The following is a 26182-nucleotide window of genomic DNA, read 5'->3' on the forward strand; positions in this document are numbered from 1 at the left end:
CTATTTTTGCTTTTAATGAAGATTAGCGACAGTAAAAAAATAAGGTTCTTCAGTAATTTTTTATTTTACAGAATTATCTTCTATAATTCCCACTAAAACTCTAACTAATGCTTCTAAATCATCAGGTAATGAATAAATGGTGATATCTTCAGTAATTTGCTGTGCTTTCACATTCAGCATTCCAAATCTCCACACATCACCAATTGTCACTGCTCCATATTGAAACTGTTGTTCTTCAATTTGGGAGAGGGCAATTAATTCTGTTGCTAATTGGGTAAATCCTCTAGTTAAATCGTCGTTTTTTGCTTCTACAACCAATAAATTATGTTCTGCACGTAGTAAATAATCTAGATTACCTTTCAACCACTTACTCACAACTAGCGGGTATTCAATCCGTAACTGACAATCACAATAATATATGGCAACTTCCAATAAAACAGGTGCTACCAGTGTTTCTCGACGCGCGGTTTCGCTAGTTAAACTAACTCGTGTTAATGTTCTTTCTATCCGTTCTTGCAAATCTAGCAAGCGGTCAAGAGTCTTTTGAGTTTTGGGTAATGATAATCTTGACCGAATTAATTTATAGCCTAGCTCTCCTAAAATTTCCTCTGGTGGATAGGTCATTTCAAAATAAGAGCGAAAAGTATATTCACGCTCTTCTTGGAGAATTTTTGGTTTAGTCATAGTTAGAATAATAGGCTAGGTATAGCGTAGGTGCGGCCTGCTGTAGGCATCGCTATGTCCAACACAAACTTTATCTATAATCATACTTTATACTTTAATTTACAAATTTGATGGCGAATCTGATAGCGATCGCCTTCTTGCCCGCAAAGCAAAGCCAGAACGAAGATGTCAATCACAATAGTGATATCGACAAGCAATAATCGTTAAATACTCATCATCCACTGCATAAACTAACCGATTCGTATCATCAATTCGCCGCGACCAAAAGCCAGCCAGGTTTTCTCTCAGGGCTTCTGGCTTTCCTATCCCCTCAAACGGTAGTCGGATTGTTGCCTCAATGAGTTTGTTAATTCGTTTTAAAGTTTTCTTGTCTTGTCCTTGCCAGTATAAATAATCGTTCCAAGCTTCATCCGTCCATACTAGCTTTCTAGTCATCCAACAAATTTCGCTCCACCACTTTCCCCTGCTTGAATTGAGCAATAGAACGCTCTAAATGAGTGGCATTAGCGGGAGACTTGAGTAAATAAACAGTCTCCAGCAAACTATTAAATAACTCTAGCGACATCACTACAGCATCCTCGGCATCCCGTCTGGTGATGATGGTATAGTCAGCATCTTCCACCACTCGGTCTAAAACAGCCTTGAGGTTATTTCTCGCTTCGCTAAAAGACACAACTTTCATTTACTTCATTCTTGTACTGTTTATTGTACAAGTATAGCAATTCAAAATATATTCAGAAATCCCAAACAACTGCGAAATAAATTAACCTCGTGACACAAAAAGACGCGCTACTTCACAGGCAAAGTTAGGCAGTAACGGCGATGTCATTACATCGTCTACTAGCAATGTCGTCACCAACTTTAACTGAGCATTGTCTCGCCGATAGACTTCAATCCTTTGAATGAGAGTTTAATATTTCTTTGTCATCTTGTAACACATTTTTTCCATAGGGAACTATAATAAAAGTATAAAGCGCATGGGTCCGTAACGGTTTCGACAGGTTGGCGAACGCTGCTTTGTGATTCAGGTCGAGAGTGAGTCGTCTCTCGGAAATCAAAGGCTCGAAAAAAAAGTAAATGCGAATAACATCGTAAAATTTGCTCGTAAGGAAGCTCTAGTAGCAGCCTAAAACGCCTCTTACAGGTTCGAGCGTCTTTAGTTTGACTCCGTTAAGGATTAAAGACAAAACCCCAACGGATGCTCTAGCAAGTGTTCTCTGGTTGGCTTGCGAGCTAAGACTTAATCAGAGCATCCTACGTTCGGGATAATGAACGATTCCCGCCTTGAGGGTCAGATAGGCTAAACCTGTGAATGAGCGGAGGGTCAATACCCAATTTGGACAGCAGTTCGACTCTGCTCGGATCCACTAAATAAAGCACTTGATACTACTAGAAAACCAAAAATGAGAGCAGAAGTTTCTGCTCTCATTTTTTTATCAAATACGTATAAATCTACTAAGTTGCAATAAATGTAGCAAAAAAACACAAAACCTTTAAGCTACAGCGCATTTAATTTTCAGAAATACTCATAGTGGTTATTGACAGCTGACTTTTGACTGTCAACAGTTAACTTTGGTCAATGTGCAATTTCAAAGCGTAACAGCTTACTCCTATTTATATCAGCAACTCATCAAATATTCGAGCGCTATTCACAGAGAATACGATTTCTTGCAACAAGCTGCTTCATATCTACGCACCATAAACCAAAAGTGTTAATTATTCCATTATTACAGAGTTTTAATCACTTCAGAGTTTTTGACCTCGGCTGCAAAATGGTACTTGCTTGCCATGATTGTATTGAGTTGAACTTTGTAGAAAATTGATATAACTATCACTGAACTTCAAAGAAATTACTGATTCGGGTTTTTGGATACGATTGGTAGCATTTTACTAACGGAGAATAGCAGCGTTCACTCTTGACTACAAAGTTAAACTTGTACTCTTTTATACTCTATTAAGCGGGTTAACCCTTATTTAAAAAAAAACTAATTTTCGCTGTTCTACATCAACCCAAAAAATGTATTTATGGAATTTCAAAAAACAGCACTTATTTTAATTGGATATCAAAATGATTACTTCTCACCAAATGGAATTTTATATGGAGTAGTTGAGGAATCATCCAAAGTTACAAACGTTATATCAAACACCGTTCATCTTCTTGAGTGTCTTACCCATACACCTACACTGATTGTAACGACCCCTATATTCTTTACATCTAACTATGAAGAATTAATCGAGCCGATTGGTATTCTTAAAACCATCAAAGAATCAAACGCTTTTCAAATGGGAACTCCAGGCTCAGAGGCAATAGAAGCCTTACACTCTTTCCAAAATAGAATTCTGGAAGTACCTGGAAAGCGAGGATTTAATGCATTCATTAATACAAACCTTGATGAAATTCTCAAACAACATAAGATTGCAGATGTCGTTATAGCAGGTGCTGTGACATCCATATGTATTGATTCTACGGGACGGTCTGCCCATGAAAAAGGCTATCATGTAACCATTCTGTCGGACTGTACTTCAGCTCGCACTGTATTTGAGCAAGAGTTTTACTGCAACAGTATTTTTCCACTTTATGCAGATGTCATGACTCATACAGAACTATTTTGCTGTTTAGAGTTAACAATGACCGCATAAGTACTAAAAATAATTTTGCTAACAATAATCTCTTGAAGCTTGACTCTCTTTAATCAGGCTCGCATTAGATTGTTGTGTCTTTTTGAATTAAAAAATCTTTTTTACATATAAACATAATAAATAAAACCTGCATTAAACGCTGTTGATTTTAAAATCAGGGGCATTTACAGAAGGTGTTTAAAATCTGACATGATAGCGAGACAGTTATTCAGTTAGACCTATCATCTCATCCAAATAAAAACGATTATATTTTATAACGCCTTATGACACCAGAGTTTTTGGCTGATAACGAACTGCACACACAGATTCAGTATCGTTTAATCGAACAAATATCAGAATCGGAACGACGTTACCGAGAGTTAGTTGAAAATCTACGTGAAATAGTATTTAAGTGCGATAAAGCAGGAAATCTTACACTTTTGAATAAAGCTTGGACGCTAACATTGGGGTATAGTGCAGCGGAATGCTTAAACCGTCCAATAGATGACTATCTCCATGCTGAAGATCGAGAGCTTTGGCTAAATTTTTTAACGCAGATGCACACCCAGCAGGATCTTGCCTGTTGGGAATTACGGTTTCATCATAAAAACACAGAAATCATTTGGCTAGAATTATCAGCTCGTTCCGAAGCTCAGGGAGAAATCTCTGGTTCTTTAACGAACATCACCGATCGCAAACGAGCACAAGCCGCTCTCAGAGAGGCAAACGCAGCATTACAAATGCGGATCGAGCAACTTCGAGTTGAGAACCGCGAACGCAAGCAAACAGAAGCAACGCTTGTACAATCAAAAGAACAGTTAAGAGAGCAAAAACAGCAGCTAGAAGCAACTTTACAAGAACTGAGACAAACTCAAGCAAAACTAATTCATGCAGAAAAAATGTCTAGTTTAGGACAGTTAGTTGCTGGGATTGCTCATGAAATTAACAACCCGGTCAACTTTATTTATGGCAATATCATTCATGCAAATAAGTATATCCAAGACTTATTGGATTTAGTTTGTCTTTATCAAGAACATTATTGCGCTCCAGCCAAGGATATCCAAGAAAAGATCGAGAATATCGAATTAAATTACTTGCTATCTGACCTGCCCAGACTGATGTCTTCTATGCAAATGGGGGCAGATCGAATTAGCGAAATTGTACTTTCACTTCGTAATTTCTCTCGTCTAGATGAAGCGGAGATTAAACCTGTTGATATCCACGAAGGACTCAACAGCACTTTAATGATTTTACAAAGCCGTCTCAAAGGAGCAAACAACACCTCTATTCAGGTTATTAAAGAGTACGGCGAATTGCCACGGGTAGAGTGCTATGCCGGACAACTGAATCAGGTATTTATGAACTTACTCAGCAATGCAATCGATGCGGTTGTATCTCGCTGTCAATGCGAAGCAATCGATGGGAAACATTGTCAGGGAGTACAACAAAAAGATAGAGAACTTTCCTTTACACCCATAATTGAGATTCACACCGAAGTCGCTGGCGATCGCTATATTGCAATTCGGATTATTGACAATGGTATTGGCATGACTGAAGTGACCAAAAGACGAATCTTTGACCCATTTTTTACCACAAAACCTGTGGGTAGAGGAACAGGGTTAGGTCTTGCCATTAGCTATCAAATAATTGTAGAGAAGCATGGCGGATTGTTGGAGTGTGCTTCAGAGGTAGACAAGGGAACAGAGTTTTCGATCAAGCTGCCGATCGCACTTTCATCCTAAAAACTAATTTTTACAGTAGGGGTCAGTATAAATTGTGTACATAGATCGCCATCGGCAGTTAATTGAACTGTTTTGCTGGGAATGAAGTGACAGAAATATTCGGTATCGCAACGGTTAGTGAGTGAGGAAAGAAAGCAATGACACAGTACCACATGGGAATGAATTTAGGACACGAGCGTTCAGTGGCGATCGCCAAAGATGGGGAAATTTTAGTCGCAATTGAACAAGAAAGGCTTGACCGCCACAAATATAGTCCTGGTTATATGCTTCATGCTCCTGGTGTGGCTGCACAAATGCAGATTCCAGCCGAAGCAATGCGTTACTGTTTGGATGCTTGTAACATCACCCTCGGCGACCTGGCATCAATTACTGCCAATATGCCCGGTCACGATTGTGCCCCCGATATTCTCCGGCGAGTACTGCCCGCTGAAACCACAAATAAAGTGATGCGAATTCCCAGCCATCACTTGGCTCATGCCTACTCTGCTTATTGGCCTTCTGGTTTTGATGAAGCACTCATCTTCGTGGCAGATGCGACAGGTAGTACAACACCCGCTCATTACACTGAATCCTATACTCTTTACGAGGGAAAAGGACAGACAATTACAACGCTGCATAACGAAATGGTTGCGGCTCACTTGGCGCAACTCTCAACTCTTGGCTTTGTTTACGAGTACATCACACGCAAAGCCGGATTCGTAACCAAAGTAGGTGAAAAGATTCAGCACGCGGAAGCTGGCAAACTCATGGGTTTAGCGCCTTTTGGCAAAGAACAACTCAACTGGCATCGTTGGATTCAGACAACAGAAGATTCCTTTAGCCTGAAAATTTCTGCTTACGATATCTTTTTGGAAGTCGCCGCCCTAGAAAAACGCTATGACACAGGGGAAGGCAAACCCTACCTCCGTCCTTATCTAGTTGACTTAGCCTATAAAGTACAGAAAGAGCTAGAACAAGCATTACTGCATCTTATTAGTTTGGCAATCAAACGAACTGGATTGAGAAAACTCTGTATTGCTGGTGGTGTAGGCTTAAACTCAGTTGCCAACTACGAACTTTTACGGCAACTCCAACTAGATGATATCTTTATTTTTCCCGCTGCTGGCGATAGTGGAATTGCCGCTGGTTGTGCTTTATGGGCATACAATACAGTGGGCGCGGGACAAAAGCGAGTATTGTTAACTCAGGCAACTTTAGGTCGTCAGTACGACTCGGAGCAAGTTTCCCAGGCGATGCGACATTTCCAAGACTCTATCGAAGTTGAAGAGTTAACAGCAGATGAGACGATCGCTCGCACGGCTCAAGTATTGGCACAAGGCAGTATCGTTGCTCGTTTTGAAGGCGGTACAGAGTACGGGCCGCGAGCATTAGGACATCGGTCAATTATGGCCGATCCTACCTTTAAAAGAATGAAAGATATTGTCAATATGCGGGTCAAGTTTCGAGAAGCATTTCGTCCCTTTGCACCAGTCATACCTCTAGAAGCTGTTTCCCAGGTATTCGAGCAAGAGATTGCTGCGCCTTTCATGCTACTTGTTTCGCCTATTAAACCTGAATACCACGAGCAGATCCCAGCAGTTACCCATGTGGATGGTACGGGAAGAGTGCAAACAGTGACGGAGCAGGATAATCCCTATTTTTATCGACTGTGCTACAAATTAGTCGAGCAAAGACAAGGGCCGCCTGTATTACTGAATACAAGCTTTAATGTAGCAGGACAACCCATTGTAGAAACTCCATTGGAGGCGATCGCCACTTTCTTGGGGACAGATATTGATTATTTAGCGATCGAGAACTTCTGGATCTGCAAACGACACGTACCCGTTCGTAGCTACGAGGATCATCTAGCAAAAGTTGGTAGCGATATTGTGCTGCCTCATGGACTTCCCCTAAATACCCCCGATGTCAGCGATTTAATGGCAAAGCTCGATCGAGCATTATTTTTCGGACAAACAGTTAGCTGTCCTTGGTCTTTTGAGGAGTTGCAGGAACTCTCCGCTTGGGGCGCTCAATACAAAGAAACAAGTGTACTCTTTCCTGACAATTCCTTTTATGGTTCCTTCCAGACTAAGCTTTCAGGCGATGCGATCTTACTACTCAACCCTTTAGGCACATCTACTGTAGTCGATCTCAAGCAGCAAGTCCCCCCTTCAAACTACACTTTTGAAGAAGTGAAGCTGTTGCTAGCCGTTCTGAATGCGCCTGAAAGTTTGCTAGAAAAAATGCGAGTCGATTTACGTCTGACTAACTTTGAATTTAGCCAACGCATTGAATGGGCAAATCAACAACTCTATACTTACAGACTAGAACCTGCTTATTCCTACGATCGAGCATTACCCCAAGATTCAGTACTGCCTTCAGCTTCCAACCAAACCTTTGCTCCTTTTGAGAATGAAAACTTTTCAGCCCGACGCATTTTAGGTAAGTTGCATGAATGTCTACAGCAAGCAGGTTATAACGAAACTAATATTTGCCAGTTACTAGGCATTACCTCACAGCAACAAATTGAACCGACATATCTACACTACTACGATCGCTATCAATTGCCCCAATCTCAATTAGGAGACTTGATTCGGCTATTCTTACTGCGGGGCGCATTTACAAAAGCCAGACTGCAAGAAATTTTTGGTGAAGAAGTCTTCTTAAGCTTATGTGGCTTGGGTATGCTGATTCAGCGCGGTCAAGACTGGACTTCACGAGTCGATTTATTTGCTGTTGCGGGACTGTATATAGCTACCGATCATCGCTACACGATCTTGGCTGAAGATCGAATTACTGAAGACGTTGTGATGTACGTAGGTATGGATAGTATGGGATTGGTTTACACAGCTCCCCAATATCCAGTCAATCGAGTTTTGGATCTCTGTTGTGGTAGCGGCATTCAAAGTTTAGTAGCTAGTCGTTATGCCAGAGTTGCGATCGGAATTGATATTAACCCCCGCGCAATTCGCTTTGCTCGGTTTAACGCTCAACTCAATGGAGTATACAATACTCACTTCTATGTCGGCGATCTCTACGAAGCTGTTTCTGGTGACTTCGATACAATTCTGGCAAATCCCCCCTTTGTTCCCAGTCCCAGTCAGGATTGTCGCTTCCGGGATGGAGGCGTTAGTGGCGAAGAGATTGTGGCTAGAATCATTTCTGAAAGTGCAAAGTATCTTGCACCTCATGGCAGGCTATTTATTGTTACGGATTTGGTGAATATTGCAGAGTATGAGTCTAAACTGGAGAACTGGTGGCAGGGTGGAGCGGCTCATAAGTTAGTGCTAAGTACAGCCGATCGCAATGATATTCTGTTCTCAGTTCCCCATTGCCATACAGCCTTTAATCAAACGCTGGAGCAATACAATATTGAGTTAGACCAGTGGCTACAAAACTTCCATACCACAGGTTTAAAAGCAGTTAACTTTGGTTATATCCTCATCTGTCGGCTCGACACTACTCATAAAGGCTCCTATTACAGTCGTACAATCCACAATCCGAGTCAGCCAATTCACCAGCAGGTACAGGAGTATTTCCAGCAACGGGAATTATTAGCACAATTGCCAATCCAAGATTACTTTTTGGTAATGTCTCCTGATTTGCGATTCCGGCTAGAGACTAGTCCTAGAACAGAAGAGCGCCAAATCGAGTTATTCTGTTTGAATAATCCTTATTTCACGACTTACCCAATCAACGAACAAATGTATCGCTTGTTGCAAGACATCAATCAATGCCGACCTAAATGGTCAGCCTATGCAACGGCAACTAATCAAGATTGGCTCTATGAATTGATTTATAAAGGAATTTTATACTTAACGCCCGAAGTCCCCAATGTTAGAAGCAATCGGCGATTGAACGAGCCACCTACCACAGAAGGTTTGAAAATTGAAGAATTGCAAACCAAAACTACCCCAACCTGTGTTTCGTCTTATCTACGCTAGTACTATTAGTTTGAGAATGCTGAGGAGCCACTGCGTTGGGCGGGTTCCCCGACTTGTAGACGCGCTCCGCGCGGCTTCTCGCAGAGTAGCAAGTGGCGTTGCTGAGTAAAATACCAGTCCCTTGCAAGAGATTGTCACTGTAGGCGTTATCTTAAAAATTAGTGCGCGGGCGTTATTGTATATCCAGCCCAGTTTGCCTAATTCAGCACCAACTTCGACAAACAGTAGCTTGCAAGGTTCTCTTTGATGAGTAGTATAAAGTTTTCTTTTTTACATCAACAAATTGCTGACTGGGGACGGTTGGTATCGAAATGCCTGTTGTTGCTAACTTGCCTGTTTTTTATCAGTATGCAATCAGCATCAGCAGGTATCAATGAAGATAGTTATGATGGCAATGTTTTTGTGGTTTATGCTGGCAATGGTTCGCTAGTTCCTTCCAAAGAAACGCTAGCGCAGACTTTAGCGGAACATAAACCCGCAATGTTGGCGTTTTATGTCGATGACAGCAGCGACTGCAAGAAATATGCCATTACTATTTCACGGGTACAGGAATTCTATGGACGGGCAGCAGAGATTATACCTATTGATGTGGATGCCATCCAACCCAACAAGACCTACAATCCCACAGAACCAGGATATTACTATTCTGGAGTTGTTCCTCAAGTTGTAGTGTTTAACCAATCAGGTGATGTAGTTTTGAATAAGAAGGGTCAAGTGCCCTTTGAAGAGATAGACGATAGATTTCGAGAAGTGTTTGATTTATTACCTCGCTCTGAATCAGTGGAATTAAAACGGCGCTCATTCAATGAGTTCAGTAGTGAGTTAGCCAAGTGACTTTTGGGGTAGACCAATTTGGTCTGCCCAAATTTTTAGTTGGCTCTGATACTGCATTGGCGATGATGCCAAGAGATAATGTTTAAGTATCTACCTTAATAAGTGATGAAGTTAATTCATAGTCAATAGTCAGTTGTTGGTTGTCAGTTGCTTTTCTGTTTACCACTGACTAATGACTAATGATAAATGACCAATGACTAATAGAGTGGGTTCTGATGTCAAAGGTTTACACTACTGAGGAGCTAATCCAAATTTTGGCAGCTGAACGCCAAGCTTGCCTCAAAGGAGAGCGCTTGAAATTAGAGGTAACAGTCTCTGGTAATCCTGTAATCGATCAGTTTATCAGAACTGATGGGCTGCAAAAGTTCAACGCATATCAAGATTTTAAAGCTGCTATTCACGATTACCAGAGAGAACATCAAATTTCAGGGATTGTCTGGCGCGAGATGAATGTCAAAGGTAAAAGCTTGCACTATCCAGAAGTAAATGCCGAATTAACTGCACTTAGCAGTGACTTAGAAATATTAAAAGCTGCAAAAAATTCTGTTTTAGAATTTTGGTACGAAGTCACTGCGAGTATGGACTTGTACTTAAGTTTTAATAATAGCAAACAACATCAACAAATTATCCCAGCAGATGTAGAGAGAATTGCTCAGAGAACAGAATGGGCAAGTTTATTAAAGTGGGAAAATAGTAGCTTTTTGGAAATAATTTTGCAGTTAGGATGGGGTAAACCAGAAGAAGCGTATTATAAAAGAGGAAGACCGCGATCGGGTAGTGAGTATATTCATGCGGTGAATCCGGGAAATCGTCCTATTGGTTAATTGATATATCAGCTAGTAATACTGTTATTTTCCGACAAAATGACGGATAAAGATGATGAAATTATGCCGTTTACTTTCATTTTGAACAAAGGCACTATATCTGTAACAGAAATTTCACCTGTACAGATCGGCCACAGCATGAAAGTACGCGAAGTTGTCAAGCAACTAGAAGCGAATGGTTGGTATCTTGATAGAACTAAAGGTAGTCATCGACAGTTTAAACATCCAGCTCGACTGGGTGCTGTAATAGTGTCTGGTAAACCAAGTGTTGATATACCAATTGGCACTCTGAACAATATCTGGAGACAGGCTCAATTGGAGGCAGGTTGATGCGTTATACAGTTGTAATTGAAAAGGGAGAAACTAGCTACGGCGCTTATGTCCCCGATTTACCTGGTTGTGTAGCTGTAGGTGAAACATTAGAAGAGGTTAAAGCACTGATTGCAGAAGCTATTGAATTTCATATAGAAGGGATGCTGGAAGATGGTTTACCTATTCCCAAACCTACAAGTATTGCTCACGAGGTCGAAGTTTTAAATTGAATTATCAAGTAGCGATCGCCAGCCCACTTATAGTATTCTCAGACAAGAGATAGACATTCCCTTCAAAACCTTATCTTGGTTGTGGCTCACCGACAACTGGCGCTCCTGATTCACCTAAAACCCTTGAATAGAAAAGACCTGCCAATATTGCACCTAAAATTGGAGCTATCCAAAACATCCATATTTGCCTAAACATTTCTGCACCAACAAAAAGTGCAGGCCCAGTACTACGAGCAGGATTAACAGATGTGTTAGTTATGGGAATACTGACCAAATGAATAAGTGTCAGTGCTAAACCAATGGCAATAGGTGCAAAACCTTTAGGAGCGCGACCATCAGTTGCACCTAAGATGACAATTAAAAAAATGAAGGTAAGTACAAGCTCTGTAATGAAACAGGAAGCTAGTGAAAAACCTCCAGGAGAATGCACTCCATAACCATTTGTCGCTAGGGGATTAGAACCAGAAAGGGTAAATCCAGGTTTACCAGTGGCAATAGCATAAACTAAGCCTGCGGCTACTATTGCTCCTAACACCTGAGAAACAATATATGGAAGCAAATCAGAGCTAGGAAAACGGTTTCCCGACCACAATCCAAATGATACGGCTGGGTTAAGATGACAACCGGAAATATGAGCAATGGCATAGGCCATAGTGAGTAATGCTAGACCAAATGCCAGAGCAACACCTACAAAGCCAATTCCCAATTCATTGGTTTTGATATCAGGAAATGCTGCTGCAAATACAGCACTTCCACATCCGGCCAGGACTAGCACAAATGTCCCCACAAATTCTGCAATACACCGCGTTAACAGTGAGACCATATTTAGCTCCTTCCTTAACTTAAATTGTTTTAGGTCAAGCAAGCGATTTGTCAACGCCTAATTAGCTGGAAACCATAGGCGGATAAATAACAACCCATTTACTAACTGAAAATAAATCTTCAGAAATCAGTTAGTAAGTAAATAAATTGTTGATGATTCATTTGATGCTATCTGGACTAAACTATTAAAACTTCACTCGGAAGTTAGATGATGTTTTTACTATTACCTGAATCGCTTCACAAAACTAACTCCAGAGTATTGAAAACGCTAGCATCTAGGACTTACGCATGAAGACGAAAAATCAAGGGTTTGGGTCAGAAAGGATATAAGCGTGTGGGGGTCTAGGTGTTCAAAACCCTTACACCCATATACCCTAACCACTAATAACCCAGTCTCAACAGACAATCTTTGTGTGTAAGTCCCGAACAAGAGAGCGATCGCCTGTTTAGACTACTTGCTAGCACATATAAAATGTTCTTATGTATTTGTTTAACCTTCTGTGTCAACTATTGTTGATTAATCGTAATAAATCCGTTACAATAATTTACAACAGATGAATTAGACACAATGATAACAAAAACATTCCCCATAACCTAAACTACTAAACAAAAAATCCACTATGCTGCCTAACACTTCACATCGCAGCTCAGTCACATTATTTTAATTTCTTGTGCAGTTAGTTAAAAAATTCAGATTTTGGTATCTTCGATTGACATTTGGACTTCTCCTACTAACCTCGGTTTAATAGCCGGGGTTTTTTGTTACCAAAAGACTCTCCGAGTGTTTACAGCAGAATTCAAGAATAAAGCTTGCGTACTTCACGCACCTTGAAATCCCCTTTGTTACACTTTTTCCTTGAGTGGTGTAGCAATGCCACACCTAATTAGACTAGCTTCAAGTTCTTTAATAAATCTAAAATCTTCCTCTAACAGGGGATAGTTCCTGCTTGCAGACAAGTCTTCTTTCACAGAGGGTTGCTTTTCGAGGAAAGCGAATGCTTGACGAAATCGATCTGGACTTGCCTCAATCAGCGAGTCAAAATGGCAAGATATAATCTGCTGAAAATTCCAAGTTGCAACTTTGTCAGCCCAGTTGAGTACTTCTTTGGGTGCTTGAGGCAAAATGAGTGTTTGTAGAATCGGTGCGACAAATGGCCGTCCATTTCCTCGTAAGGCATCAAATGACTGCTTCCAGTTTTCTTGCCATCGAAACGGAAATAAACCGAAGTAAGCTTTTCGAGAATGGTCTGGTGCTTTGAGAAGATCGTGAAATATCTGCCTTATTCCTGCAACCTCTATCGCACTAGGACGAAAGTAAATCGCAAACAGTGAAATCCGTTGCCATCCTCGGCGACGGTTTGCTTCATTATTATCGATAACCTGGAGTGCATTGTCCCTAGCGTGAAACAGCAAAGGATAGGGGTCTAACTGTAAGATTTCAGGTGGGTCTTCTGGTACAGACAGTATGGAATCTGTCAATAATAGAGTACGCGATCGCTTGTGAAACAGAGCAACTTCTACGAAAGATCCTCGCCCTAAGTTGATGTCCAGGACTGCGTAATCAAATTCATCAGCAAAGAAAGTTTGGCTAGAGTCTTCTGGCAATATCTGTGTCCGTTTGTGGGGAAAACCCAGCCAACTGAGGGGCAAGTTAAACGGAAAACTCCACTGGTGCGGCGCTACCAAAACCAGCGCTTGGGAAAAGCATCTGGCGAAGGGGCCTACGAAAACTTTGTGTTCCAAACCAGAACTAGTTGGTAGAATGATGTACTTAACATCACCGTGCTTTACCACTAACTCGTTTACTAAGCGGATACACTCGGTAGTTGGTGCAACGGGTGCATAGACTAAAAGTCCGCCTGCTTCTAGCTTAACCACGGTCATGCGAATCGGTACGATGGTGTAGAGAATGCCGTGAGGCTGATCGAATGTCCAGATAGTGTCCTTAATTATTTCTCTGCAAACTGTCCGTCGTTTGCCGTAAGGATAGAGCGGTAAAGCTGGCCAAAACGGCCACGAAAAATCTCTCGAATGGGTGCTGGCATTCATCCATTGTTGAGACTGTACTCTTAAGTCACGTCCCTGTGCATTCATTCTCATTATTTTTACATCTCGCACCAATATCATTATTGCGATTTTTTTTGGTAAGTATTGCCTATCTGAAACTCAAAGGTTTATTGTCAAGGACGGCAATTAGCTACTCTGACTTAAACAGTAATAATAAATTGATTGCTTTAAAAGTAAATAAATACACTTATTTTTTATTTACTTTTGTAATAAAAATTACAAATATTTCTAATAAATCATTGAATTTTGTTAAAAATGAGATTAAATTTTGAGAGATGTTTCATCTTTTCATCTAAATATTTATTTTGAGACTAAGCAATGAAAAAATGAAATATTATAACTGATTTAATGATTTTTAAATAGACCAAATTTAAAGGGTCTATCTGAACTTTGTAAATATTTTTTTTGTTTAGCGATCGCCATTTCACAACTAGAGCAGATATTTTATACCCAAAAGGTTTTAGTAACCCGACTAATCATGGCATCTTTGATAATTTCGATAAATTTCTATACCTCATTCAAATTGACTAGTAACAATTAATTGCAGCAAAGAAGTTTCGACTCAATTTATATTTGATTTATTCTTTTCTCAGGAAAAGAAATGGTATTTTATCTTATAAATGCTTTCTTGAATCAAGAATACATTAAGTATAAGTTTATAATTCACGATCGCAAACCTCAAATAGTCTGTAACTACATTAGATAAGGTTAGATAATCTGTGCCACTAGACTTTAATGAACTCAACCAACTTCTAGTTACAATTGCTCAAAGTGACTTTGCAGAAGTAACGCTCAAAACTGATGATTTTGACCTGACAGTGCGTAAAGCTGTTGGAGTGAGAGAGCAACAGCTTTCTCATAACCAATTAGAGCAAGGAGCCATTTTGGCATCGCCCTCGACTTCAAGTGCTGCGATCGCCACAACATTAGGTACTGGAATTAGTATGGCAACCAGCGGCGTTGTTGATACTGGGAATTTAGCTCAGGGTCAAGCAACAATAGCTGCATCATTACCCACTGGACAAAAATTGGTTGATATGGTGTCGCCAATGGTGGGAACATTTTACCGCTCCCCCGCTCCCAGCGAACCGCCCTTTGTAGAAGTGGGCGATCGCATCAAAGTTGGTCAAACAATTTGTATTATTGAAGCCATGAAGCTGATGAATGAAATCGAAGCCGAAGCATCTGGACAAATCGTCGAAATTTTAGTGCAAAATGGCGATCCAGTAGAATTCGGGCAGCAATTGGTGCGAATAAAGCCAGACTAAAGAAGCTAGGGAGCAGGGGAGCATTGCGATCGCTTTCCTGCTTTCTAATTAGCAGGCTAGTTAAGGGCGCGATAGAAGCTTAAAATTGTTGCAATAGCAGTAAGAATGAGACGCGTTACTGTAAAATAAACGTTTTTACTACTTGATATAACAGAACGATTGCGATCGGGACGATAATCGGGACGAATACTATCAGTCCCCATTTATCAAAGCGAATTTCTTGACCTTCGGACTTGAAAAGAGCGATTAAACCAACGGCTCCCATCAGTACCCAGATAAAACCGAAGACAATGAAGATAGTAAATGCTGAGTCTTGCATTTTCTTTTGTATACTTACCTTGAAAATATCATCTCTAGGTTAGCTCTATTGAGTAGCGATCGCCGCAGTGCCAGTTGCATAAGTCCTGATATTGTTCGATCGAAATCTGGAAAGCGAACTATTCGGGCTGTAGCTCAATATGCAAAAGAGTTGTGATTCATCCCTGAGCAATGGACTTTGAAACAGCATTCAAAATATTAGATGCAGCAGTTGTTGCCCAGACAAAAAGACATCTGAAAGATATTGAAGTGGCAATACTTCGTAGTTCTTGGCAAGGGAAAAAGTATGACGAGATTGCCCAAACTCATGGTTACACAACTGAATACCTACAGCATGATGTTGGCCCTAAGCTATGGCAGATGCTGTCACAAGCATTTGGAGAAAAAGTCAGTAAAAAGAATTTTCAAGCAGCACTAGAGCGGCAGCGGCTTTCTAGCACTGCGGCTTCACCAAAACAGTTAGAGACTATTTTCCAGCCCCAAAAGCTGATGTCATCTTCACAATTAGAAATGGAGAAAATGACATCCGACAATTCAGTTTCTCAAGCAAATGGGTCAGCAACTATAGTTGCAGAACCAGAATTACCAGTAGGTCAAGTTCCTTTGATTTCTAGCTTTTATATTGAACGCCCTCCAATTGAAGAGCGCTGTTATCAAGAAATTTTGCATTCAGGTGCGCTAATTCGCATCAAAGCACCCGGACAGATGGGCAAAACATCGCTGATGGCTAGAATTCTCGATGAAGCTAGAAACCAAGGCTGTCAAACAGTACCCTTAAGCTTTCATTTAGCAGATAAAGCAGTTTTTGGGAGCTTAGACACATTTTTACGCTGGTTTTGTGAAAGTGTTGGTAGGAAACTGAAGCAACTTCATCAGTTAAATGATTATTGGAGTATGTATGGCAGTAAGGATAAAACTACTGCTTACTTTGAAGAGTGTTTATTAGAAGAAATCGACAGCCCATTAGTAGTTAGTTTAGATGGAGTCGATCGCATCTTTCCATATCCTGACATTGCCGAAGACTTTTTTAGTTTGTTGCGGGCCTGGTATGAGTATGCTAAGTATGGCGATCGCAGTAGCGAACTTTGGAAAAAACTCCGGCTAGTTTTGGTACATTCCAAAGAAGTTTATATTCCGCTAAATATCAATCAGTCTCCCTTTAATGTGGGGTTAAGCGTTGAATTACCAGAGTTTAGTGCCGCACAAGTCCAAGTTTTAGTTGAGCGTCATCAAGGACTAAATTGGACTGATACTCAACTCAAAAAACTGATGGACATGGTAGGAGGACATCCCTACTTAGTACGACTAGCTCTTTATCGCGTTCAACACCAGGACATCACACTTGAGCAGTTGTTACAAACAGCCCCAACGGAAGCCGGAATTTACAGCGACCATCTCCGAGGACATTTGTGTAATCTCGAACATCATCCCAATTTAGCAGCAGCTTTTAGCCAAGTTGCGAACAGTTTAGTACCAACAGAACTAGACTCGGAGTCAGCTTTTAAATTACATAGTATGGGTTTAGTAATCTATTCTCATGAAAATAAAGTGATGCCACGCTGCGATTTGTACCGCCAATATTTCCAAAATCGCCTTAGTTAGCTATAAATTAGCTGTCAGTTTTAAGTAGGTGGACATCATTAAATGTAAAATGCCAACCAGTGAAACCCTGTCATAAGCTGGCATTTACCTTCAGCATAGCTGCCTTCTGCCTTCTACTTAATAATCTACTCCCCGTTTTAGTTCTACCTCTAGATTCCAGTTCTCCACATTTCCAGCCATCGCTTCTACTTAATAATCTACTCCCCGTTTTAGTTCTACACCTTGATTGGCATAGTGTTTGTGGCAGTAAACTTCAGAGTGAACGCTAGCCAAGTCAAAGTAAGCCGGTTGATTTTGGCAGCGACCAGTAATAATAATTTCGGTGTCGCGGGGTTTGCGGAGTAAAGCTTGGACAATGGGTTCTACGGGAAGTAGTTCTAGGTCAACGGTAGGATTGAGTTCGTCAAGGATGATGGTTTTGTACAGTCCAGAAGCGATCGCTATTTTGGCAATTTCCCAGCCGCGCTCGGCTTCGACATAATCTAATTCTTGTCGGGAATTGCGCCAGACGATCGCATCTCGACCGCAGCGTTGATGATCTACCACCTCTGGATATGACTGCTGTAAAGCCGCGATCGCTGCATCTTCTGTATAGCCGCTACCACCTTTGAGCCACTGCATAATCAACACGCGAGTCGAACCTGGATGATTTATTCCCCTACCTATGGCCTGCAAAGCTTTACCCAAAGCGCTGGTAGACTTACCTTTACCCGCACCAGTATAAATTTCAATCCCCTGAATAAATAGTGCTTTAGCTGTGGGATGATCTTGGGGTTTCATTTCTGAATGCAAATCCGCAATATCGAGCAACTTGTGTGGTGCGGCGCGTCCTGTGGCAATGATTTCCAATTCCTGGGGTTTGGATTTTAACGTCCGTACCACTTCATCTACTGGCAGCAAACCTAAATCGAGGACGGGGTTAATTTCATCTAAGACGACAACCGAATACAAACCAGAGGCGATCGCACCTTTAGCTACATCCCAACCCCGCGCGGCTTCAGCTCGGTCGAAGGCAGTAATTTCCTCCGGCCCAAAAAATTCTGCTCTCCCAGTACGAACCTGATCGATTAAATGAGGAAAACCGCGCTGTAATGCGGCAATTGCACCATCTTCGTCATAATCGCGTTCTGGGCCTTTTAAAAACCGCAGCAGTAAAACTCGGTTGGAATTGCTGGGTGTATTTATCCCTAAGCCAATCGAGCGCAAAACCACACCTAAAGCCGCTTGAGATTTACCTTTTCCCGCACCATCGTAAACGTGAATTTGACCAATGAGCCTTTCAGAACGCACTTGTGCCGTGCGAATACCGATGCCGTTCCTTGTCATCATCTCTAAATGCTGTAACGTCGCAGTTCTTAATCTTACCTAACCTCTTGCATTACCAGTTAACTAATAGTGCTGAGTGCTGGGTGCTGAGTTAGGAGTTAGTTGTCAGTTGTCAGTTGTTAGTGGTCATTAGTCAGAAGGCAGAAGTCGCAAGTTATTCTCCCCCTGCCCCTCCGCCCGTCCATATTAATCAGGAGAAATAGGGGTATACTGGCATACCAAGATGGTATGCGATCGCCAAAAGGAGATAATTACTCCCACTATACTCATTATCACAGCTATACTCTCTAAAGTTAACCTCTACCATTAACCCTTTATGTTTGAAGATTTTGCTATTCCTCGAGTTTGGCCCATTGGCGCAATTTTGTTTAATTTTTTATTTTTACTGATTGCCATTCCTATAGAAGCGTATATTTTCAATAAAAGGCTACAATTTGACAAAAAAACCAGCACTTTTTATGCCATTTCTGTAAATTGCTTTTCTGGTGCTATTGGTTGGACTATCTTTTTTCTCTTAGAACCTAGATTACCCGTAATGTTGAAATCGGAATTAATTAGTTATGTATTTTTTAATAATTTTAGAGCGTCTAATACACCAAGTGTTTTAATTTTAACTGCTTTTATAATTTTCTTTATAACTATAATCTTGAAATTCTTTCTTTTACAACTGTTCGTATTTTCGTTAACTGAAGGAGGTAAAAAGGAGGAAGAAGTAGTAGAAACGCGTAAACGCCCGCGATGGCGAGTTGCTAATAAGGTGAGATTTCAAAGTACAAATTTAGTTACTACTACATTAATAGCAAATGCACTAAGTTACAGTGCTATTACTTTTATTTTGTTGATTCGTAATAGATAAAATTAACTTAATTCATAATAGAAAGATTACAAAGTGAGGCGTTTTAGGTGTAAATTATGAATTCATTAATCAAAGATGCATTTGGTTTATTTGGACTTGTTGATGTCGTTTATAAACGACTTAAAGAGATATTCGTTCCCAAGCAAGCATATTCATGGCAGACATTTATTTACCTGAGTATATACTCTTGGATTCTTTCATATTTTGCTATAGGTTATATACGAGATATAATTGCTTTTTTTGGTTGGTTATTTTTAATTGCTGGTACTGCTTGGTATACCACCGAAGATCCTTTAAGAGTTCCTGGTACTTTTATGCCAGTAGGCGCAGTAATAACCGGATTCTTAGTCAGTGTTTTTGCATTTGGAAACGAACGGGATGGAATTACATCAAATACAATCGTTCTTTGGCCGACAATTTCGGCATTAATTACAGCAATTCCAGAATTTTTTGAAGGTACTGGTACTGATTCAAAAGCTCAGATACCTAAACCACAAGTTCGCCAAAAAATAACAATTTTAGTTGCTAGTTGCATGATCTTAAGTTGCTGGCTTCAGTTTTACTTCGTCGTGGACAATTGGTTAAAAGAATATCCCAGTTTGTCAGCAGATAATTTTCGGCGTAGTACTTTCGTACTCAGTACAGAAAAAGCAGAACCAGTACCAATAAATGGTCTTGTAATTTTAGATAGACTTCAACCTTTAGTTGAACAAGAAATTGGTGAAAGACCTTGGTCAGAGGTCGAGAGATGGTTGCTAGATGCGAAAAAGCGAGTAGGAAATTTGGGTCAGCAAGTAATAAACAGAAATCTTGCAAAATATGAAGAGAAAGAATTATGGCGTGTTGAACCGCGCGTAGTCAACACCAAGTCTGGATATACATTAGATTTGCTGAGTATCTGGATAGGGCCGAGTTACAACCCACGAGGCTACTACCTGAAGAAATCTTGTCGAATTGAACCAATTGCAATATCTGCAACAAACCGCAACACAACTGTTAATCAATTAGATGATAAAAACACAGTTGCAGAAATTGAATGCGATCGCTTGAGTAAATTAATCGCTGGAGCGCCACCACCGCAGCAGTGAGAAGGAGGGGTGGGGGAGCTGGGGGAGATGAGGGAGATGAGGGAGATGAGGGAGTGAGGGAGAATAACTTGCGACTTGCGGCTTCTGCCTCCTGCCTTCTGACTAATGACCACTGACAACTGACAACTAACCAATGACTATCAATAGAATTTTTGTAATTGCCAAAAATGTGTTTCAGGAAGTGGTACGCGATCGCATCCTATATATTATCGGTTTTTATACTCTCATATTTGGTGTTTCTCTCCGCGTACTGCCTGAATTTGCTGCCTCAACTGAAAACAAAATGCTTTTAGACTTTGGGATGGTAGCAATGAGTGTAATTATCTTGATTGTTACTATCTTTATTGGTACGGGATTAATCAATAAAGAAATTGAAAAACGCACTATTTTGGTGTTAGTCGCTAAACCAATTAGCCGCAGCGAAATTATTACTGGCAAGTTTTTAGGTTTATCGGCTGTGATAGCTGTACTTGTCACCAGTATGACAGGGATTTACTTACTATTTTTACAAATTGCTAATATTCCTCATCCTACAGTCAGTATTTTAATTGCTGCCGTTTTTCTATTTTTACAGTTATCTTTGATTGCCGCTGTAGCTATTACTTTTGGTGTATTTACTAGTTCCTTGTTGGCAATCGTTTTAACATTTGCAGTGTATCTGATGGGTAATATTACTCAAGATTTAGTCCAATTTGGTCGTCTGTCTCACAACCCGATTATCCAAATTTTTGCTCAAATCTTGTATCTTATATTGCCAGATTTATCTCGATTAGATTTAAAGAATGATGCTGTTTATGGTTTACATGCACTGCCCGATTTTACAGCACTAACTATCAATCTAGGTTATGGCTTAATTTATAGTGTCATGCTGTTAGCGATCGCTATTTTTATCTTCTCAAGACGCGAGTTTTAATATTTGTCAGTGGTCAGTGGTCAGTTGTCAGTTGTCAGTTGCTATAAACTATGGCAATTGTCTTTGATTCGTGAATAATGAGAGGAAAGATAGAGGCTTTTCACAACTCATTTATATAACTACTATGTAGTAACTCTTGACAACTGACAACTGACAACTAACTATTATTCAAAAATAGCTATTTGAGGGTCATAAATTGTACCATCCGGCATGATAGTATCCCGTAGCTTTGCATAGATGATTTTTGCTTGGGAAAGGTTAGCTTTGCTCAAGTTGGTTTTTGTTAAGTTTGCCCATGTCAGGTCTGCACCAGTTAAGTTAACCTCAGTTAAATTTGCTTCGAGTAGCATTGCTCCACACAATTTTGCTCCTGCGAGATTTGCTTTAACTAAATTGGCTTCAATCAAAGATGCTTCAATTAATGTGGCTGCACTCAAATCGGCTTCACTTAAGTCTGCGTCACACAAAGAAGCTCCCCAAAGTTTACTACCACTGCACTGCGATCGCCATAAAAAAGCCCTACACAAATTTGTGTTAGTTAAATCAGCATTAGTCAGATTTACTTCCGACAAAGAAGCTTCAGATAAATTGGCTTCGCATAAATTAGCTTGCCTTAAATTTGCTCCATTGAGGTTAGCACCAGTTAGAACACAACCAGATAAATTGGCTTCTTGTAAATCTGCTCCTATCAAGTCAACACCACTTAAATCAACTGCTATCAGGTCGATCCCACTCAAATCGCATCTACTGAAATCTTTGCGCTGACAAAATTTATTTTTGATTTGGCTTAGGATTAATTCCTTTTTGTCAGCATAATTTCTCATAGGATTTACCTCAGAGTGTAAATAGGCGCAAAGGTCAATTGTGAAAGTTACTGTATATTGAGATTACACCGCAAAAGTTAATTAGTTAAAGCAAAAATCAGCAATAAATTCTGAAAAAATCCGGAAGCTACGGAAAATCCCCAATCTCAAGAGTCCACACAACAAAAAACACTGACATAAGTCAGGAAAAATTAATAATGTAAAAAAATTTATTATTAAAAGTTAATAGCTAACACAGCAGATAAATTGTCTGGCTTGCAATAGCAGAACTTAATAATTTTATGAAAGATTCCTTTTTTTCATCGAACACTGAAAAAAAATAAATCTTTGCTCAACCCCTATCCACAGGAGGATTTATTTAGCTTCCAAGTTAGATTAGAAGAAAATGTGGATTTGCGCGTGTCATCCGTCATCTGTAATGAGTCATTAGTTATTTTTCTGTTTACCCTGCCCTGCTCCCTCCCCACTCCCTATTTTCAAGCTAGTTTTAGTAATTGGGCAAAATCATCTCGTCAGTTTGTATAAACTAATTAAGATGCAAGATTGGAAAAAGTTCGATAATCGCTTGGCTAACTGGCAAATAGAGAATGAGAAAGACAAACAAGTAGAATCAAGTTGGCGTATCTTCAAGGAATCAGAATACTTGTTGTAGATGATGAAGTTGATTCTCGTGACTTCATCAGCTTTTTGCTGCAAGAGTAAGGTGCGGAAGTTATATCAGTGTCATCGGCTTACGAAATTGGCTAAAAAGCAGTTGTCAGTTGTCAGTTGTCAGTTGTCAGTTGTCAGTTGTCAGAAGGCAGGAGTAATTATTATTTCTTGTCTTCCTTGTCTTCCTCATCTGCCTCATCTCCCCCAGCCCCCCCAGCCCCTCAAGACTTCAGTTTAATCAAACCAATCCAGAACGCAGTGCGACGACGGCTGCTTGCACGCGATCGTCAACTGCTAGTTTGTTCATGATTCCCCGCACGTGTGTTTTGACTGTGTTGGGGCTAAGATAAAGTTTTTCAGCTATCTCTGGGTTGCTCAATCCATCTACCATCAGTTTCAATACTTCTAACTCGCGTCCAGACAGATTAGCAATGTTGTTGGAGGGGGAGGGCGGCTTGAGGTTATCAATTACTTGCCGCGCAATCTGGGGATCGAGGTAAGCTGCACCATCAACGGCAGCGGCGATCGCGCTCAATAGTCGCTCTACACTCGCACCTTTGATACAATAGGCATCCGCACCGCTAGATAATGCCGCAATAATTTCCGTCTCCGTTTTGTGGGATGTCAGCATTACCACATGAGTTTCTGGCAGTGCTGCCTTAATTTGCTGCGTTGCTGCAATGCCATCTAGCCTTGGTAAGCCAATATCCATGACTACTAAATCGGGTTTTAATTTTAATGCTGCTTGTACGCCCAAATAACCATCTTCTGCTTGTCCCACAATCTCCAACTGAGGATGAGCCATTAACGACTGTTCTAATCCCAGTTGCATCATGGGATCGTCTTCGACAATTAAGACGCGCAAGCGGGAAGCACCAGTTGGTAGATTTAAGGTATGGCTAGTATCTGGAGACATTGGATCTGTCGGTGTTAGTTGTTAGTTGTCAGTTGTCAGTTGTTAGTTGTTAGTTCTGATAACTACTGACCACTGACCACTGACCACTGACCACTTACTTATTCTTCCACGCGATAACCCAACTCTGCTAAACTGACGCGAGAATGTCGCCATTTTGGTTGCACTTTTACGAACAGTTCTAGATATACTTTGCCGGAAATTAACTTTTGAATTTGTTCGCGGGCTGCACTACCAACTGCTTTGAGCATTGAGCCACCTTTACCGATAAGAATTCCTTTTTGGGAATCTCTCTCGACGTGTATGGTAGCGAGTACGCGGGTAATAGTTGGTGTTTCTTCCACTTTATCAATAGCGATCGCTACTGAATGGGGTACTTCCTCCCGCGTCAACAATAAAATCTGTTCGCGGATCAACTCGCCCATAATAAAGCGTTCTGGCTGATCTGTCACCAAGTCGGGAGGATAGTATAACGGCCCGTTTTCTAAATGTTCGATTAATAACTGTTGAAGTTGTTCTAACCCCGTACCAGTCTTGGCGGAAAATTTGACTATCGACCATTGATGGGCAACAGCTAACTGTTGGTAACTATCATCAATTAGCTGAGAATTTGAGCCTTGTTGGTCAATTTTATTCAAACCCAAAATCACCGGTGTTTCGCTCTTGATTAGCAAATCGGCAATATAGCGATCGCCTGCACCACAAGCTACCGTTCCATCTACCACAAACAGCACTACATCAACTGATTCAATGGCTATTTTGGCATTTTGCACCAGTACTTCCCCCAATTGATGATGGGGTTTGTGAATTCCTGGTGTATCGACAAAAATTAACTGTGCTTCTGATGTAGTTAAAATTCCGCGTAAACGATTGCGTGTAGTTTGGGCTACTGGTGATGTAATAGCGATTTTTTGTCCGATCGCTTGATTCATTAAAGTAGATTTACCGACATTTGGACGACCAATAATGCCAATAAAACCTGACTTGAATTCAGGAGGAGCCTGAGGGATCGATACTTCTCCTGAAAAAGAGAAGATGTCATTATCAATACTATTCACCTTGAGCTCTACCGTCATATTTTATCGATGGGATAAATGGGTTTTTTTCCAAAACATAAACAATCATAAAATCACGGTAACATTTTCAGAGATTGCTTCTGCTTAGGCTTAATCTACTACTTACTCTTGCTTAAGTTGAATCTACTACTAATTCTACTTGGATCGTAACGTCAAAAAAAAAGATATGGGAGAACGCAAACGCATTGGAATTCTCACCAGTGGAGGAGATTGCTCTGGTTTGAATGCTGTGATTAGAGCTGTTGTACATTGTGCTGTAAATACCTATGATTGGGAGGTGCTGGGAATTCGTCAAGCTACATTAGGATTGATGGCACGACCGCCACAATTCACAAAACTGGAAATCGATCGAGTGGATTCGCTGTTAACCGCCGGTGGCACAATGTTGGGGACAACCAATAAAGGCGATCCTTTTGCTTTTCCTATGCCTGATGGTAGTTTATGCGATCGCTCCCAAGAGATCGTTGCAGGCTACCATGAATTAGGTTTAGACGCTTTAATTGGGATTGGCGGTGATGGGAGTTTGGCAATTCTCCGCCGCCTCGCTCAACAAGGTGGCATTAACTTAGTTGGTATTCCCAAAACCATTGATAACGATATCGGCGTTACAGAACATGCCATCGGTTTTGATACAGCGGTGAATATTGCCACAGAAGCATTAGATAGATTGCATTTTACTGCTGCCAGTCATAGCCGCGTCATGATTTTAGAAGTGATGGGGCGTGACGCAGGACACATAGCAATAGCTGCGGGAATTGCCGGGGGAGCAAATGTAATTTTAATTCCGGAAATCCCTTACACTATCGACCACATTTGCTACAAAATCAAAGAACGTCAAGACCAAGGCAAAAACTACTGTTTAGTTATTGTTTCCGAAGCTGTTCGTACCCACGATGGAGAAAACGTGACGATTACAAATCGCTTGGGGCAATCTCGATATGGGGGAATTGGTGAATATCTAGCAGATCGAATTATCGAACGCATTGGAGTAGAAACGCGAGTCACAGTTTTAGGACACATTCAACGGGGCGGAACTGCTTCACCGCTGGATAGATTAGTCGCAACCGCCTTTGGTGTAGCGGCAGTTAATTTAATTGCAGAAGACAAATACGATCGCATGGTGACATGGCAAAACCGTCAAGTATTAAGCGTACCAATTACAGAAGCGATCGCTCAGTATAGCGCCGTCGATCCCAATGGGACTTTAGTTAAAACCGCTCGTGGTATGGGTATTTATTTAGGAGACTAAATTTAAGTGCTGAGTGCTGAGTGCTGAGTGCTGAGTGCTGA

Annotated in this window: 23 protein-coding genes and 1 other RNA gene; 14 read left to right on the forward strand and 10 right to left on the reverse strand. The window is 40.7% G+C overall.

Annotated elements, in window-relative coordinates; translation table 11 throughout:
- Positions 1-60 precede the first annotated feature (60 nt).
- The 3 genes from I8752_RS36920 to I8752_RS36930 all read right to left on the reverse strand — a co-directional run bounded on the left by I8752_RS36920 (position 61) and on the right by I8752_RS36930 (position 1366).
- The gene (locus tag I8752_RS36920; RefSeq protein WP_214437084.1) at positions 61-684 is read right to left on the reverse strand and encodes a hypothetical protein; all 624 of its coding nucleotides are present in this window, start codon (positions 682-684) and stop codon (positions 61-63) included.
- A gap of 168 nt (positions 685-852) precedes the next feature.
- The gene (locus I8752_RS36925; protein WP_214437085.1) at positions 853-1119 is read right to left on the reverse strand and encodes a Txe/YoeB family addiction module toxin; all 267 of its coding nucleotides are present in this window, start codon (positions 1117-1119) and stop codon (positions 853-855) included.
- Complete coding sequence (locus I8752_RS36930; protein WP_214437086.1) at positions 1112-1366, reverse strand: type II toxin-antitoxin system Phd/YefM family antitoxin; 255 nt, start codon at positions 1364-1366, stop codon at positions 1112-1114. Before I8752_RS36930 ends, I8752_RS36925 begins: the two co-directional genes overlap by 8 nt.
- Positions 1367-1663: 297 nt before the next feature.
- Between I8752_RS36930 and ssrA the strand changes: the two genes are divergently transcribed.
- The 8 genes from ssrA (at position 1664) to I8752_RS36970 (ending at position 11168) form a co-directional block, all read left to right on the forward strand.
- Positions 1664-2054: a transfer-messenger RNA gene (ssrA, locus tag I8752_RS36935) on the forward strand.
- A 655-nt stretch (positions 2055-2709) separates the two neighbouring features.
- The gene (locus I8752_RS36940; protein WP_214437087.1) at positions 2710-3324 is read left to right on the forward strand and encodes a cysteine hydrolase family protein; all 615 of its coding nucleotides are present in this window, start codon (positions 2710-2712) and stop codon (positions 3322-3324) included.
- Positions 3325-3587: 263 nt separating this feature from the next.
- Entirely contained in the window at positions 3588-5045 is a 1458-nt protein-coding gene (locus I8752_RS38530; RefSeq protein WP_214437088.1) for a PAS domain-containing sensor histidine kinase, read from the forward strand.
- A gap of 137 nt (positions 5046-5182) precedes the next feature.
- On the forward strand, positions 5183-8968 hold the full coding sequence (locus I8752_RS36950) for a carbamoyltransferase C-terminal domain-containing protein (RefSeq protein WP_214437089.1): 3786 nt from the start codon (positions 5183-5185) through the stop codon (positions 8966-8968).
- A 246-nt stretch (positions 8969-9214) separates the two neighbouring features.
- Entirely contained in the window at positions 9215-9802 is a 588-nt protein-coding gene (locus tag I8752_RS36955) for a thylakoid membrane photosystem I accumulation factor (protein WP_214437090.1), read from the forward strand.
- Positions 9803-10017: 215 nt separating this feature from the next.
- Complete coding sequence (locus tag I8752_RS36960) at positions 10018-10626, forward strand: hypothetical protein (protein WP_214437091.1); 609 nt, start codon at positions 10018-10020, stop codon at positions 10624-10626.
- A gap of 39 nt (positions 10627-10665) precedes the next feature.
- Positions 10666-10956: a type II toxin-antitoxin system HicA family toxin gene (locus tag I8752_RS36965; protein ID WP_318780953.1), complete on the forward strand. Its 291-nt coding sequence runs from the start codon at positions 10666-10668 to the stop codon at positions 10954-10956.
- A complete protein-coding gene (locus I8752_RS36970) occupies positions 10956-11168 on the forward strand; it encodes a type II toxin-antitoxin system HicB family antitoxin (RefSeq protein WP_214437092.1) in 213 nt (70 codons plus the stop codon). Before I8752_RS36965 ends, I8752_RS36970 begins: the two co-directional genes overlap by 1 nt.
- Before the next feature lie 70 nt (positions 11169-11238).
- Here I8752_RS36970 and aqpZ read toward each other — a convergent pair whose 3' ends face one another.
- Positions 11239-11991 (reverse strand): aquaporin Z, encoded by a 753-nt coding sequence (gene aqpZ, locus I8752_RS36975; RefSeq protein WP_214437093.1) that lies wholly within the window; start codon positions 11989-11991, stop codon positions 11239-11241.
- Positions 11992-12833: 842 nt separating this feature from the next.
- Positions 12834-14084 carry a DUF4336 domain-containing protein gene (locus tag I8752_RS36980; protein WP_214437119.1) on the reverse strand — a complete coding sequence of 417 codons (1251 nt, stop codon included), beginning with the start codon at positions 14082-14084 and terminating at the stop codon, positions 12834-12836.
- A gap of 692 nt (positions 14085-14776) precedes the next feature.
- Here I8752_RS36980 and accB point away from each other — a divergent pair.
- Positions 14777-15325, forward strand: coding sequence for an acetyl-CoA carboxylase biotin carboxyl carrier protein (gene accB, locus I8752_RS36985; RefSeq protein WP_214437094.1), 549 nt, complete (start codon positions 14777-14779; stop codon positions 15323-15325).
- Positions 15326-15440: 115 nt separating this feature from the next.
- On the opposite strand, the gene I8752_RS36990 is transcribed toward accB, so the two are convergent.
- Complete coding sequence (locus I8752_RS36990; RefSeq protein WP_214437095.1) at positions 15441-15644, reverse strand: hypothetical protein; 204 nt, start codon at positions 15642-15644, stop codon at positions 15441-15443.
- A gap of 170 nt (positions 15645-15814) precedes the next feature.
- Between I8752_RS36990 and I8752_RS36995 the strand changes: the two genes are divergently transcribed.
- A complete protein-coding gene (locus I8752_RS36995) occupies positions 15815-17245 on the forward strand; it encodes an AAA-like domain-containing protein (protein ID WP_214437096.1) in 1431 nt (476 codons plus the stop codon).
- A 189-nt stretch (positions 17246-17434) separates the two neighbouring features.
- Here the strand turns inward: I8752_RS36995 and I8752_RS37000 are convergent, their stop codons facing one another.
- A complete protein-coding gene (locus I8752_RS37000; RefSeq protein ID WP_214437120.1) occupies positions 17435-18571 on the reverse strand; it encodes a cob(I)yrinic acid a,c-diamide adenosyltransferase in 1137 nt (378 codons plus the stop codon).
- A gap of 316 nt (positions 18572-18887) precedes the next feature.
- Between I8752_RS37000 and fraC the strand changes: the two genes are divergently transcribed.
- From fraC to I8752_RS37015, 3 genes are all read left to right on the forward strand, one after another.
- Positions 18888-19427 carry a filament integrity protein FraC gene (fraC, locus tag I8752_RS37005; RefSeq protein ID WP_214437097.1) on the forward strand — a complete coding sequence of 180 codons (540 nt, stop codon included), beginning with the start codon at positions 18888-18890 and terminating at the stop codon, positions 19425-19427.
- A 56-nt stretch (positions 19428-19483) separates the two neighbouring features.
- Positions 19484-20515, forward strand: coding sequence for a septal junction protein FraD (gene fraD, locus I8752_RS37010; RefSeq protein ID WP_214437098.1), 1032 nt, complete (start codon positions 19484-19486; stop codon positions 20513-20515).
- 133 nt (positions 20516-20648) lie between these two features.
- Entirely contained in the window at positions 20649-21428 is a 780-nt protein-coding gene (locus I8752_RS37015; RefSeq protein ID WP_214437099.1) for an ABC transporter permease, read from the forward strand.
- Between the two features lie 164 nt (positions 21429-21592).
- Here the strand turns inward: I8752_RS37015 and I8752_RS37020 are convergent, their stop codons facing one another.
- From I8752_RS37020 to era, 3 genes are all read right to left on the reverse strand, one after another.
- A complete protein-coding gene (locus tag I8752_RS37020) occupies positions 21593-22252 on the reverse strand; it encodes a pentapeptide repeat-containing protein (protein ID WP_214437100.1) in 660 nt (219 codons plus the stop codon).
- An 889-nt stretch (positions 22253-23141) separates the two neighbouring features.
- A complete protein-coding gene (locus tag I8752_RS37025; RefSeq protein WP_214437101.1) occupies positions 23142-23819 on the reverse strand; it encodes a response regulator in 678 nt (225 codons plus the stop codon).
- A gap of 98 nt (positions 23820-23917) precedes the next feature.
- The gene (gene era / locus I8752_RS37030) at positions 23918-24892 is read right to left on the reverse strand and encodes a GTPase Era (RefSeq protein WP_214437102.1); all 975 of its coding nucleotides are present in this window, start codon (positions 24890-24892) and stop codon (positions 23918-23920) included.
- Between the two features lie 166 nt (positions 24893-25058).
- Here era and I8752_RS37035 point away from each other — a divergent pair, with 166 nt between their 5' ends.
- A complete protein-coding gene (locus tag I8752_RS37035; RefSeq protein ID WP_214437103.1) occupies positions 25059-26141 on the forward strand; it encodes an ATP-dependent 6-phosphofructokinase in 1083 nt (360 codons plus the stop codon).
- Positions 26142-26182: the final 41 nt, after the last annotated feature.

Source organism: Dendronalium phyllosphericum CENA369 (assembly GCF_016056275.1).
GTDB classification, from domain to species: Bacteria; Cyanobacteriota; Cyanobacteriia; order Cyanobacteriales; family Nostocaceae; genus Dendronalium; species Dendronalium phyllosphericum.